Annotated in this window: 13 protein-coding genes; 4 read left to right on the forward strand and 9 right to left on the reverse strand. The window is 69.7% G+C overall.

Annotation, left to right across the window (positions count from 1 at the left end):
* Nucleotides 1-88 precede the first annotated feature (88 nt).
* The 6 genes from AC4GYY_RS15130 to AC4GYY_RS15155 are packed head-to-tail and all read right to left on the reverse strand — an operon-like array spanning nucleotide 89 to nucleotide 7,625.
* Complete coding sequence (locus tag AC4GYY_RS15130; RefSeq protein WP_491121710.1) at nucleotides 89-2,188, reverse strand: bifunctional glycosyltransferase/UDP-glucuronate decarboxylase; 2,100 nt, start codon at nucleotides 2,186-2,188, stop codon at nucleotides 89-91.
* Complete coding sequence (locus tag AC4GYY_RS15135; RefSeq protein WP_491121711.1) at nucleotides 2,185-3,273, reverse strand: CgeB family protein; 1,089 nt, start codon at nucleotides 3,271-3,273, stop codon at nucleotides 2,185-2,187. The genes AC4GYY_RS15130 and AC4GYY_RS15135 overlap by 4 nt, the downstream gene beginning before the upstream one ends.
* A complete protein-coding gene (locus AC4GYY_RS15140; protein ID WP_491121712.1) occupies nucleotides 3,270-4,376 on the reverse strand; it encodes a CgeB family protein in 1,107 nt (368 codons plus the stop codon). Before AC4GYY_RS15140 ends, AC4GYY_RS15135 begins: the two co-directional genes overlap by 4 nt.
* On the reverse strand, nucleotides 4,373-5,455 hold the full coding sequence (locus tag AC4GYY_RS15145) for a glycosyltransferase family 4 protein (protein ID WP_491121713.1): 1,083 nt from the start codon (nucleotides 5,453-5,455) through the stop codon (nucleotides 4,373-4,375). Before AC4GYY_RS15145 ends, AC4GYY_RS15140 begins: the two co-directional genes overlap by 4 nt.
* Nucleotides 5,452-6,513, reverse strand: coding sequence for an SDR family NAD(P)-dependent oxidoreductase (locus AC4GYY_RS15150; RefSeq protein ID WP_491121714.1), 1,062 nt, complete (start codon nucleotides 6,511-6,513; stop codon nucleotides 5,452-5,454). Before AC4GYY_RS15150 ends, AC4GYY_RS15145 begins: the two co-directional genes overlap by 4 nt.
* Nucleotides 6,510-7,625 carry an NAD-dependent epimerase/dehydratase family protein gene (locus tag AC4GYY_RS15155; protein WP_491121715.1) on the reverse strand — a complete coding sequence of 372 codons (1,116 nt, stop codon included), beginning with the start codon at nucleotides 7,623-7,625 and terminating at the stop codon, nucleotides 6,510-6,512. The genes AC4GYY_RS15150 and AC4GYY_RS15155 overlap by 4 nt, the downstream gene beginning before the upstream one ends.
* A gap of 177 nt (nucleotides 7,626-7,802) precedes the next feature.
* On the opposite strand from AC4GYY_RS15155, the gene AC4GYY_RS15160 reads away from it, so the two are divergent.
* Entirely contained in the window at nucleotides 7,803-8,399 is a 597-nt protein-coding gene (locus AC4GYY_RS15160) for a histidine phosphatase family protein (protein ID WP_491121716.1), read from the forward strand.
* Here the strand turns inward: AC4GYY_RS15160 and AC4GYY_RS15165 are convergent.
* A complete protein-coding gene (locus tag AC4GYY_RS15165; RefSeq protein WP_491121717.1) occupies nucleotides 8,381-8,779 on the reverse strand; it encodes a DUF6165 family protein in 399 nt (132 codons plus the stop codon). The genes AC4GYY_RS15160 and AC4GYY_RS15165 overlap by 19 nt on opposite strands.
* A complete protein-coding gene (locus AC4GYY_RS15170) occupies nucleotides 8,719-9,648 on the reverse strand; it encodes a glycosyltransferase family 9 protein (protein ID WP_491121719.1) in 930 nt (309 codons plus the stop codon). Before AC4GYY_RS15170 ends, AC4GYY_RS15165 begins: the two co-directional genes overlap by 61 nt.
* Nucleotides 9,649-9,877: 229 nt before the next feature.
* On the opposite strand from AC4GYY_RS15170, the gene AC4GYY_RS15175 reads away from it, so the two are divergent.
* The 3 genes from AC4GYY_RS15175 to AC4GYY_RS15185 are packed head-to-tail and all read left to right on the forward strand — an operon-like array spanning nucleotide 9,878 to nucleotide 12,740.
* Nucleotides 9,878-10,648 (forward strand): TIGR04290 family methyltransferase, encoded by a 771-nt coding sequence (locus AC4GYY_RS15175; protein WP_491121720.1) that lies wholly within the window; start codon nucleotides 9,878-9,880, stop codon nucleotides 10,646-10,648.
* Nucleotides 10,645-11,628 carry a glycosyl hydrolase gene (locus tag AC4GYY_RS15180; RefSeq protein ID WP_491121721.1) on the forward strand — a complete coding sequence of 328 codons (984 nt, stop codon included), beginning with the start codon at nucleotides 10,645-10,647 and terminating at the stop codon, nucleotides 11,626-11,628. Before AC4GYY_RS15175 ends, AC4GYY_RS15180 begins: the two co-directional genes overlap by 4 nt.
* Nucleotides 11,628-12,740, forward strand: a complete 1,113-nt coding sequence (locus AC4GYY_RS15185) for an inositol-3-phosphate synthase (protein WP_491121722.1) — start codon at nucleotides 11,628-11,630, stop codon at nucleotides 12,738-12,740. The genes AC4GYY_RS15180 and AC4GYY_RS15185 overlap by 1 nt, the downstream gene beginning before the upstream one ends.
* Here AC4GYY_RS15185 and AC4GYY_RS15190 read toward each other — a convergent pair.
* Nucleotides 12,701-13,264, reverse strand: a complete 564-nt coding sequence (locus AC4GYY_RS15190; protein WP_491121723.1) for a DUF1003 domain-containing protein — start codon at nucleotides 13,262-13,264, stop codon at nucleotides 12,701-12,703. The two genes, AC4GYY_RS15185 and AC4GYY_RS15190, sit on opposite strands and share 40 nt — an antisense overlap.
* Between the last annotated feature and the right edge of the window lie 28 nt (nucleotides 13,265-13,292).

The raw sequence follows: 13,292 nt of genomic DNA on the forward strand, positions 1-13,292 counted from the left end.
CGCCGACGGAGAAAACCTTGCCCAGACCGGCGCGGGCCGCCCACGCCGCCCGACGCAGCCCCGACGGACCGCCTTGTTCACGCGGCCGTCAGGCCGCGGCGCGGTCGAACCGGGCGCCGCTGGGCTCCGCCCCGACCTCTTCGCCGAACCACCGGCTCGTCAGCGCCAGCCCCTCGCGGATCGAGACCTTGGGCGACCAGTCGAGCAGCGCGTGCGCGCGCGAGATGTCGGGCCGGCGTCGGCGCGGATCGTCGGTGGGCAGCGGAAGATAGGCGACCTCGGGGTCGGTCCCCGTGACTTCGACGACCAGCTCGAGCAGCTGGTTAACGGTCAGCTCGGTCGGATTGCCAAGATTGACCGGCTCGCCCGGATCGCGCTCGACCTCCATCAGCGCGATCAATCCCTCGACCATGTCCGAGACATAGCAGAAGCTGCGGGTTTGCGTGCCGTCGCCATGGATGGTGATCGGCGCGCCGGTCAGCGCCTGACACAGGAGATTGGAGACGACCCGGCCATCGTCGGGAAGCATCTGCGGGCCGTAGGTGTTGAAGATGCGCGCGACCCGGACGTCCGCGCGGCGCATCCGCGCATAGTCGAAGGTCATCGCCTCGGCCGCGCGCTTCCCCTCGTCGTAGCAGGCGCGCGGGCCGGTGCAGCTGACCGAGCCGCGATAATCCTCGCGCTGGGGATGAACCTCCGGGTCGCCGTACACCTCGCTGGTCGAGGTGAGCAGGAACCGCGCGCCCGCCTTCTCGGCCAGCCGAAGCAGATGGTGGGTGCCGACCACGTTGGTGAGCATCGTATGCTCGGGATCGGCCTGATATTGCGGCGGCGAGGCGGCGCAGGCGAGGTTGTAGATGCGGGTGATCCGATCCGCCTGGTCGATCACCTCGCGCGGGAGCGGATTGACGACGTCCGCCTCGATGAACCGGAACCGGGGCAATCCTTCCAGCAGCCGCAGATTGCTCGGACGGGCGGTCTGCAGGTTGTCGAGGCAGATCACGTCGTGCCCGCGTTCCGTCAAGGCGCGGCACAGATGCGACCCGATGAACCCGGCGCCCCCGGCGACCAACGCGACTCCGCGTGACTGCATACCCGTCTCTCCTTCTTGTTCTTGTTGGTCTTCGCGGTGAGGCGCGTCGCTCGCGGCCGCTTCGGCGAGATGCGCTTCGAGCTCGGCGGCGCGGTGCGCCGCGCTGTGCGCCGACAGCACCGCCTGCTGCGCCGCGGCGCCGATCGCATCGGCGTCGCTGGCCAAGGCGGCGACCACCTCGTTAGCGGTGTCGGCGAGCAGGATGGCCCGGCCCGGCTCGAACAGCGCCTCGATCCCCGGCCACCGGTCCGAGATGATCGGGGTGCCGCACGCCGCCGCCTCGAACAGGCGGACCGAGGGGGACCATCCGGCCGCGATCATGTCCGCGCGGGTCACGTTCAGCGTGAAGCGCGACGCCGAGTAGAAGGCCGCGTGCTCCGCCGGCGGCAGATGCTCGATCCGCTCGACATTGGCGGGCCAATCGATCTCGGCCGGATATTGCGGTCCGGCCACGACGAAGCGCCGGTCGGGGCAGCGTCGCGCCGGCTCGATCAGCAGCCGCTCGAGCGTCGGCTGGCGATCCGGGCTGTAGGTGCCGAGATACGACAGGTCCCAGCGTTTCGCCGCGCCGGTCGGCGCGTAGAGATCGGGATCGACCGAGCAGTAGAGCGCGCGCGCGGCCGGGGAGCCGAACTCGCGCTCGATCCGCCGCAGCGTCGGTCCGCCGGTGAACGAGAGGTACACGTCATAGCCGGGGATCACTTCCGGCGAGACATACTCGAAATCGCCGCGCGCGAGCTTCGCGAGGGTCACGGGCGTGTCGATGTCGTAGAAAGCGGTGACGCCGCCGGCCCATCGCTGCACCCGCCGTCCGACCTCGACCCCGTCGGGGACGTAGGAGCCGACGATCACCGCATCGGCCGCCGCGATCTCGGGGCGCCAATGCTCTAGGCCGTCGAGATCGGCGTAATAGGCGAGACGGCAGAACTGCGGGTCGGGCAGATCGCGGTGCGCGGCGTACCAGGGGACGTCGCGTTCCAGGAACAGGATGTCGTGCCCACGCGCGGCGAAGGCGCGCAGCAGCGCCCGGAACGTCGTCGCATGGCCGTTGCCCCAGGCCGAGGACAGCGAGAGGCCGAGGACGATCAGCCTCATGCCGCCTCCGCCCGCCGAGCGATCCGCTCCCGGAGCAGCCGGTCGACCAGCTCGCCGCGCAAGCGATAGGTATGCTCGCGCGTCACCCGCGCGAGCGCCGCCGCGCCGATCGCCGTCGCGCGCTCGGGCGTGAGCGCGGCGAGATGCTCGGCCACATCCTGGCCGTCGCGCGCCACCAGGACCTCCTCGTCGGGAGTCAGGAACTGTTCGATCCCTTCCCAGGCGTCGGTGATCAGGCACGCCGCAGCCCCCGCCGCCTCGAACACCCGGGTCGCGGGCGAGAAGCCGACGTGCGCCATCGAATCGCGCGCGACGTTGAGCACCGCGCGCGGGGTGCAATTGAAGGCGTTGTGTTCGCGCGTATAGACATGGCCGCGGTGGCGGACGTTGGCGGGCATCGCCTTCGACTCCCAGCCGTTGCCGCCGATCAGGAACCTCTGCCCGGGCAACGCCGCCGCCGGCTTCAGAAAGAACTCCTCGACGCGCGCCTCGCGGTCGGGCAGCCGGTTGCCGAGGAAGGCGAGGTCGCAGGCGAAGCTGGGGTCGGGCGCGACGGGGTGGTGGGTCGCCGGATCGAGCGCATTGTAGATGGGGACGCAGGTCGCCGCGCCGAAGCCCTCATACGCCTCTATCACCGGCGGCCCGCCGCCATAGGTCAACACCAGATCGAGATCGGGGAGCGCGCGCAGCACCGGGTGCGACGGGTCGCCGCGCATCTCGTCGAGCGTCGCGGCGGCGTCGACGTCCCAGAACAGCCGGAGCGCGCCCGGCCGCGCCTGGGCCACGATCCCCTCCAGCAGCTCGCGGTCGAACACGCCGACGCCGTTGGCCTTGACGACCACATCGGCGGCGGGCGCTTCGGCGAGGACGGCGCGCAGGCCGTCCGCGGTCGCCGGATAGACGACGGAGCGGCACCATTCCGGCGGATCGATATCGCGGTGCTGCTGACGCTCGAAGGCATCGGGTTCGTAGAAGGTGATGTCCCAGCCCCGCGAGGCGAGGTCGCCCAGGATGCCGCGGTAATAGGTCGCGGCGCCGTTCCAATAGGACGACACCAGGCTCGACCCGTAGAAGGCGATCTTCACGCGGCGGTCTCCACGGGGGTGGCGAGCGAAGCGACGATCGCGAGGAGCTCGGCGGCGCGGTGATCGCAGGTGTGGCGCGCGCGGATCGTCTCCAGTCCGTGGCGCGCGAGATCGGCGCGCATCGCCGGGTCGGCGGCAAGCGCGCGCAGGTGGGAAGTCATCTCGTCTCCATCGCGAGCGAAGAGGAAGTCGGTTCCGTCGCGGAACAGATGTTCGGCGTCATGCCAGGGCGCGGACACCAGCGGGATGCCGCAGGCGAGCGCCTCGAACACGCGGATCGTCGGGATGCCGGGCAGGACCGTCGTGTAGAAGCGCCGCGGCACGTGAACCGTGGCAAGGTGGCGCGCGAAGATCGCGGGCGCCTCGGCATTCGGCGCCCAGCCGTGATAGGCGACGCCGTAGCGCGCCAGCGTCGCGCGCGCATCGTCGGGATAGCGCACGCCGTATACGTCCAGCGGCAGCCCCGTCTGGCGCGCAGGGTGGAAGAGGAACGTCTCGAGCTCGGCGGTCCGCTCGCCGTCGCCCCAGTTGCCGATCCAGACGAGCCCCTCACGATCGCCTTCGTGCTCTGGCGGGTGGAAGCGGCGGATGTCGGCGGCCTCGTGCCAGGTCCATACCCGGCCGCGCCAGCCCCAGCCGCGATAGACCTCCGACAGCGCCTCGCCGAACGCGAGGACGCCGTCGTAGCCGGACAGATCGAACGCCGCCATCTCGTGCGGCGCGCTGACCGCGCGGTGATGGGTGTCGTGGAACAGGAGCGTGAACCGCGCGCCGCGCGCCCGGAGCCGCCCGATCGCGGCGACGAGCGCGGGCTCGTTCCACTCGTGGACGATCACCAGCTCCGCGTCACCGATCAGCGTTTCGGGATCTTCGGCCGCAGCGAACGGACGCGAGGACAGTTCGGGATAGGCGGCGCGATAGGCGTCGAGCCCCGACGGTCCGTGATCGCGCAAAAGGTTCTCGAGGCTCCAGTTCCCGGCGGGCTCGTGAACGCGCACCTCGTGTCCGTGGGCGATCAGCGCGCTGGTCACGCCGCGCAGGAAATGCGCGTTGCCATGGTTCCAGCACGAGGAGAGGCTATGGGTAAAGTAGGCGATCTTCACGCCGCGACCCGCCGATCGAGCGTGGTCCGGAAGATTTCCGCCATCCCGCGCGCCATCGCCTCGGCGGTGAACGCCTCCGCCCGGCGCCGCGCGGCATCGCCCAGCGCGGCGCGCTCGCCGGGATCGCCGATCACCCGCGCGATGGCTGTGGCAAAGCCGTCCGCGTCGTCGGCGCCGACGAAGATCGCCGCGCCGGTCCATAGCTCGCGAAATGTCGGAATGTCGGCGAGGACCAGCGCGCATCCGGCCTGAGCCGCCTCAAGCACCGCCAGGCCGAACGGCTCGTACCTGGCCGCGGAGACGAACACCGGCCGCCGGGCGAGCCGCTCCGCCATCTCGGCGGGCCCGAGCGTCCCGAGCGCGGTGACCCGCGCAAGCTCGACCCGCTCGCCGTGCGGCGCTGCGACCGGACCGGCGGCGAGGATCGGAAAGGGGAGCGACACCGCCGCACGCTCCAGCGTCGCGATGTTCTTGCCGCGATCCCAGAGCCGTCCGGCGGTGAAGGCGTGATCCTCCGCGATCGTGCCCGCCGGCCCCGCAACGGCGCGACGCCCGTTGCGGACGACCTGGGGGGCGACCGGCAGGTGGTAGGTCGCGCGCGCCGCTTCGGCGAACGCCGCGCTCGGGCAGATGACCGCGTCGGCGCGCGCCAGTCCCGACCGGACGAGCGCGGTCTGCCACGCGAATGCGGGTGGGAGTGGTCCTTGCTCCACCGCGCCCCACCAGGTGGCGACGCAGCTGTGCAGGACCGCGAGCGTGAGTACCGGCATCGGCTCGGCGGCGAGCGCGGGCTGGTTGATCTGAACCAGATCGACCCCTTCGTCCCGAGCGAGCGTCGCGACCGTGCGGCCGGCCGCGCGTACTGCCGCTTCGTCGGGGGCGAGCCAGTCCAGCGCCAGCCCCGTCTCGACGAGCCGGAGGTCTCTCACCGCCCGCCGCTGAGCGTCGCTCGGCGGCGGGCCGATGACCGCCAGCACGGCCTCGAACCCCAAGGGCTGCAACGCCCGGGCGAGGTCGACCGCATAGGTCCACACGCCGCCGACCGTATCGACCGTCATCAGCACGCGGCGCGTGCTCACGCCGCGGCGCTCCGCGGTGCGCCCAGGGACACACCGCGCGCGTCGGCGAGCCACCGCGCCAGCCGAGCCACGCCCTCGCGCCAGGGCGTCCGATCGCCAAGGCCGAGCGCGCGCCGGGCGGCGCGGGTGTCCGCGACGAAGTAGCGCTGGTCGCCGGCGCGCCAGTCCTCGTGCGCGATCTCGAGGTCGTGACCCACCAGGGTCGCGACATATGCGAGGAGCGCGCGCAGGCTGACCGCATTGTCCGGGCCGCCGCCCAGATTGAACGCGCGCCCCGCCACCGAATCGATCCGACGCCACGCGGCGACATAGGCGTCGACCGCATCCGCCACGTCGAGGATGTCCCGCACCTGGCGGCCGTCGCCGAATAGCGTGATCGGCTTGCCTTCGAGCGCGCGGATCAGAAAATGCGCAACCCAGCCCTGGTCCTCGGTCCCCATCTGGAGCCGGCCGTAGATGCAGCTCATCCGCAGCACCGCGGTCTTGAGGCCGTAGCTGCGCGCATAATCGAGGACGTATTGATCGGCGGCGCCCTTGGAGCAGCCGTAGGGCGTGTGGAAGTCGAGCGCGCGCGCCTCGCCGATGCCGTGCGCGCGGATCTCCGGATCGACCGGCTGATATCGCTCGTCGCTCTGCTCGAACGCGAGATCGGCGAGATCTCCATAGACCTTGTTGGTCGAGGCGAAGACGAGCGCAGCGTCCGGATTGCGGGTGCGCAGCGCGTCCAGCAGGTGGAGCGTTCCGGCGACGTTGATGGCGAAATCGTCGCGCGGCTGGACGAGGCTGGTCGTCACCGCGACCTGCGCGGCGAGGTGGAACACGGCCTCGACGTCGGCGGCCGCTTCCGCGAGCCGTTGCTCGTCACGGACGTCGGCGACAATCGTCTCGATCCGGTCGCCATGGCGGGCGCGGAGCCACTCCAGATTGGTCTCCACCCCGGGACGCGACAGCGCGTCGTAGACACGCACTCGGCGCCCCTCACCGGCCAGCCGATCGGCCAGATTGGCGCCGATGAACCCGGCACCGCCGGTGATCAGGATGGGCGCATCGCCGCTCACGCGACGAGTCCGCGTGCGTCGAGTTCGGCGCGCGCCTGGCCCACCCGGTCGTCGGCGGTCTGCGACGCGACCCACTCGGCAAGCTCCGCCAGGCCCGCCTCGAAATCGTGTTCGGCGCGAAAGCCGAGACGATCGGCGGCGAGGCCGGTGTCGCAGAAGCAGTGACGGATGTCGCCGATCCGCGCCTTGCCGACGATCTCGGGTTCGATCCGGTTCTTGCCCATCGCGCGCGCCAGCGACAGCGCGATCTCGCGGACCGACCGGTCGCGGCCCGAACCGATGTTGAACGTGCCCCCGGCCGCCTGCGGCAGCACCAGCGCATCGGCGAAGGCACGGGCGACATCGCGGACATGGACGAAATCGCGGCGCTGCTCGCCGTCCTCGAAGATCATCGGCGGCTGGCCGTTGAGCAGTCGCGACGCGAAGATCGCGAGCACTCCGGTGTAAGGATTGGAGAGCGCCTGTCCCGGACCATAGACGTTGAACAGCCGCAGACAGACGCCTTCCATCCCGTACGGCGCCGCCATGATATGGGTGGTTCGTTCCTGCACGTACTTGTTGAGCGCATAGATTGAGGACAGGCTGGGCCGCTTCCACTCGGGCGTCGGCATCGGCGCGAGCGGGCGACCCTGGCCGTCGAGCGGCTCCCACACCGCCTGTCCATCGCGCAGCCGCGGCCGGTCGGCGTCCTGGACCAGCGCGCCGTCGGCGTCGCGGTACAGCCCTTCGCCGTAGATCGACATCGACGAGGCGGTGACGACGCGGCGGACGGGATGGTCGATCAGCGCCTCGAACAGGACCGCGGTGCCGACGTCGTTGGTCGAGGTGTAGCGCTCGACCTCGTACATCGACTGGCCGACGCCGACCTCGGCGGCGAGATGGACGACGGCGTCGACGCCGTCGAGCGCGCGCGCGACCGCGGCCTTGTCGCGCACGTCCGCGCGGATCAGTTCGGCGGCGGGGTCGAGCATCGCGGCCCCGTCGGTGGCGCCGTGAACCTGATCGATGAGGCTGTCGAGGACGCGGATCTCGTTGCCGCGCGAGAGCAGCTCCCCAACGACGAACCTACCGATGAACCCCGCTCCGCCGGTGACCAGTATCTTCTCGGACAACCTCGATCTTCCCCCGAACCAGAACCGATCTCGGACCGATCTGTGTCGGCAGCCGAGATCAAACATGGCAGACCCTTAGACAGCAGAAACATCTTCTTCTACAACTTTGTTCCCTAACCCGTTTCGCTCCCGTATCTTTCGCTCGGTCCCGCTGCCGGGCCGGTCCCCGGAGACTCGATGCGCTTCCATCTCGTCCGTCACGGGCATCACTCCGAGGTAGGATCGGTCCTGAGCGGTCGGTCGGACATCGCGCTGGACGATACCGGCCGGAGCGAGGCGCACGCGCTCGCGGCGATGGTCGCGGCGACGCGCTATGGAGCCATCTATACCAGCCCTCGCCGACGGTGCGTCGAGACCGCCCTGGCGTTCGCGGAGCAGTTCCAGGCTCCGGTGATCCGGGACGACGGACTCGACGAGATCGACTTCGGCCGCTTCGCCGGACGCACCTTCGCCGATCTCGCGGCCGATCCCGACTGGCGGCGGTGGAACGCGGAGCGGGACACCGCGCGCTGCCCGGCCGGAGAGACGATGGGCGAGGCGGCGGCGCGAGGGCTGGCTGTCCTCGCCGCGCGGTCGCACGATCGCGGTCCGGCACTGTGCGTGACCCACTGCGACATGATCCGCGGAATCGTCGCGCATGCGCTCGGCCTTCGCTTCGCCGCGATGTTCGGCTTGCCGTGCGATCCCGGGTCGCTGACGATCCTTGATCTCGACGGCACCTCGCTCCGACTCGTCGCGCTCAACATCGTGCCCGCTCAGCTGGCGGACCAGTAGCTCTTCTCCTCCACCAGTTCGGACTCGAGCGCCTGGTTGATCCGGCGCTTGAGCGCGGCGCGTTCGTCGTTCTTTCGATAGACCGCGCGGGCGAGCCCGACGAACGTCGCGTCGAAGCGCGCTTCGGCCTCCTCGGCGCGGATCGCGTCCTCGATCTCCCACAGCTCTTCGTTGACGTGGCGAAGCGCGGCGTAAAGGTCCGCCACCCTGGGTTGCGCCAGGACGGTCGCGCCGAACCCGGCGAGGGCGGCATGTTCGCGGGCCACGTTGGCGCGGGCCGCGGGCGCGACGATACGCTCGCGCTTGATCTCGAGGATGGTCAGCTTGTCGAGCAGCTCGCCCCAGGAGACCGGAACGGATGGGGTGGCGAGGCGGGCCATGACGGTCCTTTCGGTGGATCGAAGCAGGTGAGATCGCGGCGAACCTCGGCGAGCACGGCGGGCCAGTCGCCGGCGCTCGGCTGGTGATAGAGGCGCATCGTCGGATACCAGGGCGTGTCGCGCGCGGCGGGGTTCCACCGCCAGTCCGGCGCCTCCCTGAGGAGCAGCCAGACCGGGCGCCCCATCGCCCCGGCGAGGTGGGCGATCATCGTGTCCACGGTGACGACCAAATCCACTCCACCGACGAGCGCCGCGGTCGCCGCCATGTCGAAGGGGCAGCCGTCGGGATTGAGGACCGGCAGCGCGGTGGGCTCGGCGACCAGCGTGACGCAGGGCCGCGCCCGGCAGAGGTCGGCGAACAGCGCGGGCGGGACCGCGCGCGCAGGATCCCAGCCGCCCGCGGCATAGCACAGCCCGACCGTCCCGATCGGAAGCGCTAAGGCAGGCGCGGTCAGATAGGGGAGGGCAGCCGCATCCGGTGCCAGCGCGAGCGCACCGCAGAGCTCGGTGATCTCGATATCGCACTCGCCAGGGGGCAGCGGCCGTGCCGGATCGAACGGAACGATTCGATCTGCCAGGGGGGCGAGCAGCGACGCAAGGCTCGGCTGCACCTCCAGCGTCACGCGCCGCGCACGCGCCGCAAGCGCCGGCAGGAAGCGGGCGAATTGCAGCGTGTCGCCCAGCCCGTGATAGCAGCGCACGACGACGTCGCGTCCATCCAGCGCGCCGCCGTCCCACACCCAGCGCAGATGGTAGGGAAGGGCAGGATCATCGCGTGTCGCCGGGTCACGCGCGATGATCGTCGCCCGCTCCAGCGCCCAGGCTTCGCCGTAGCGCCCGGCGCGCATCGCCCGTATCCACTGCTCCATCGACTCTCCCGCTCGCGCCGTAGAAGACCGAAGATCGCGGCCCGGTTCCCGACCATCATGCTAATCTCGATCAAGATGCCTGCGACGGAGGGAACGGCAAGCCGCCACGCTCGTTCTCTTAGACGAAGGTTTGTAGCTTGATCGTCGGGCAGGCGATCGCGACGGCCCTGATCGGTTTTTTGGGGGCGTAATGCAGGTTGCGAGACGAGACGGCGATGAAGGTCAGACGTTGCGTGCGGAGATCGCGGCCTTAGCACCCTGGTTCCACAATCTCGACCTCGACGGCATCGCGACCGCTCCCGACCATTTCCTCGGCGACTATCCGCGAGCGAATTTCGCCCGGTTCGCCGACGCCGTGCCCGCCGATCTGTCCGGCAAGACCGTGCTCGACATCGGCTGCAATGCGGGGTTCTATGCGATCGAGATGAAGCGCCGCGGCGCTGCCCGGGTGGTGGGGATCGACAGCGACGAACGCTACCTGGCCCAGGCGCGGCTGGCCGCGCGGGTGCTCGGCTTCGACGACCTCGAGTTCCGCAATCTGGACGTGTACCAGGTCGCCGCGCTCGGCGAACGCTTCGACCTCGTCGTGTTCATGGGCGTGCTCTACCACCTGCGTCACCCGTTGCTCGCGCTGGACCTGATCCGCGAGCATGCCGCCGCGGACCTCCTGCTGTTCCAGACGATGCAGCAGGGATCGGACGAGGTTGCCGCGGTCCCCGAGAACCATCCGTTCTTCACCCCGGGGACCTATCGCAAGCCCGACTATTTCGACGATCCCGGCTATCCCAAGATGCACTTCATCGAGCGGCGCTACGCCGACGACTGGACCAACTGGTGGGCCCCAAATCGCGCGTGCAGCGCCGCCATGCTGCGCGCCTCCGGGTTCGAGATCGTCGCCAATCCGGAGCCGGAGGTGTTCGTCTGCCGCGCCGCGCCGGTGCCGTTTTCCCAATACGGCCCGGCCGCCGTCTATCCCACCAAGGGGGAGCCCCGCGCGTGATCGAAGCCGCGATGATCTGGAATGAGCCCAACAACAAGTCGCATTGGGACCCTGCGCTCGACCCCGAGTGGAACGTGTTCGCCGACACCGTGATCCGGGCGGGCGCGGCGATCCGGGCGGTCAATCCCGCGATGACCCGGGTGCTCGGCGGGATGTCGCCGATCGACCCGCACTGGACCAACCGGATGCGCAGCCTGGGTGTGCTCGACGCGGTCGACGTGGTGGCGGTCCACGGCTTTCCGCTCGACTGGAACCTGTGGTCGATCCATGCCTGGCCGGAGAAGGTGGCGGAGATCGAGGCGGTCGTGCCCGACAAGCCGATCTGGGTGACCGAGGTCGGCGTCGGCTCGTTCGGTGCGGAGGAGGTCCAGGTCTTTGGGCTCCAGCGCACCGCCGAACTCCTGCTCGGCCGAGTCCCGCGGGTCTTCTGGTATTCGCTGTTCGACCTGCCGATGGACTGGGGAGCCGAGACCCGCCACCGCGAGGCCGAGGGATCCTCCTACTACCGCCACTTCTACATGGGCCTGATCCGTCCCGACGGTACGCCCAAACCCGCGCTCGACGTCTATGCGAAACACGCGGCCGAGATGGGGCTGATGCAGTGGTTCCATTTCGAGGACCCGCGGCTCGACGAGGCGGTCGCCTGGATGAAGCGGCTCGGCACCCGGCATCTGCGCACCGGGCTCAGCTGGGCGGACAGCTTTCGCCCGAATGCGGTCGACTGGTTCGACCGGCAGATGGAGGCGCTGGCCGATTTCGAGGTGACGCTGACCTTCTGCTTCACGCCCGAGCATCTCGGCCTCGCGCCGCACCACACCAGCCCCCCGCGCGATCCGCAGCAGTTCGCGGACTTCTGCGCCTGGATGATCGACCGTTACGCCCCGGCGGGAACGAGCGCGGCGACCCCGATGTCCTTCACCCCGCGTGCGGAATCGACGCCGTCGCCGCTCGATTTCGCGACCCGGAAGGACGCGGCCTGATGCTGGCCCCCACCGCCAAGTCCATCCGCATCGGCATCGTCGGCGTCGGTAATTGCGCCAGCTCGCTCGTCCAGGGGCTCAGCCACTACCGCGAAGGCGGGAACGACCTGACCGGGCTGATGCACGAGGCGCTCGGCGGCTACCGCGCGTCCGACATCTCCGTGGTCGCCGCGTGGGACGTCGATGCGCGCAAGGTCGGTCGCGACGTCGCCGAGGCGATCTTCGCCCGGCCCAACTCGACCGAGGTCTTTTGCGCCGACGTGCGCCATGCCGGCGCGACGGTGCGGATGGGAAAGGTGCTCGACGGGGTGGCGGAGCATATGCTCGACTATCCGGACGAGGCACGCACCTTCGTGCTGGCCGACGCGGCGGAGCCGACGCGCGAGGAGGTGATCGACGCGCTTCGGGAGAGCGACTGCGACGTCCTGATGAACTACCTGCCGGTCGGCAGCCAGACGGCGAGCGAGTTCTACGCCGAATGTGCGCTGGAGGCGGGCGTCGCGTTCGTCAACAACATCCCGGTGTTCATCGCCAGCGATCCCGCCTGGGCCGAGCGCTTCCGCGCGGCCGGCGTCCCGATCATCGGCGACGACATCAAGGCGCAGCTGGGCGCGACGATCGTCCACCGCGTGCTGACCGACCTGTTCCGCAAGCGCGGGGTCAAGCTGGATCGGACCTATCAGCTCAACACCGGCGGCAATACCGACTTCCTCAACATGTCCAACCGGACCCGGCTCAAGTCCAAGAAGATCAGCAAGACCGAGGCCGTGCAGTCGGTCGCGGAGCAGCGGCTGGAGGACGAGAACATCCACATCGGCCCGTCCGACTACGTCGCCTGGCAGGACGACAACAAGGTCTGCTTCCTGCGGATGGAAGGGAGGCTGTTCGGCGGCGTGCCGATGAACCTCGAGCTGCGGCTCTCGGTCGAGGACAGCCCCAATTCCGCCGGCGTCGCGATCGACATGATCCGTTGCGCCAAGCTGGCCGCGGACCGGGGCCTGGCCGGGCCGGTCATCCCGGCGGCGGCCTATTTCTGCAAGCATCCGCCCGAGCAGATGACCGACGACATCGCCTATGACGCGGTCGAGGCGTTCATCGCCGAGCCCGCCTGATCCGGGTTCCGCGCATCGTCGAGCGCGTCGAGCACCCGCTCGGCCGAAACATCCTTCCGCACGTCCTGGAGTTCCGAGTCATGACCTACGACCCCGACGTGCTCGGCGATGCGGACCACGAGGTCGGCGACCTTGGTCAGTTCATGCTCGGCGAGCAGGTTGATATGAAGGTCGAGGTCGGCGCGGCGTTCGGCCTCGCGCGCCATGCGGTTCTGCGAGATCAGGACGAAGGTCGACAGGAAGATCGCCTCCACCGACGCCTCCATGGCGAGGACGACGAACGTGGGATCGAAGCGCGGCACTCCGGGCAACCAGCCGAGGTTTGCCGCCACCCACGTCAGATAGACGAGCGCGTGGATCGCCACGAACGTCATCGATCCGGCGAAGGCGGTGATCGCATCGGCGATGCGGGTGGCGACGGACCGCTCCTTGCGCTCGTGGGCGGCGCGCTCTCGCAGCCGGGCGATATTGGCGCGCAGCGTCTGGTTCATGCCGTCGGCGGGCGGGGAAGCGTCTTGGTTCATCACCAGCCGATCGCTTCGCGTGCGTCGA

The sequence above is a fragment of the Sphingomonas sp. SP6 genome (assembly GCF_058313435.1).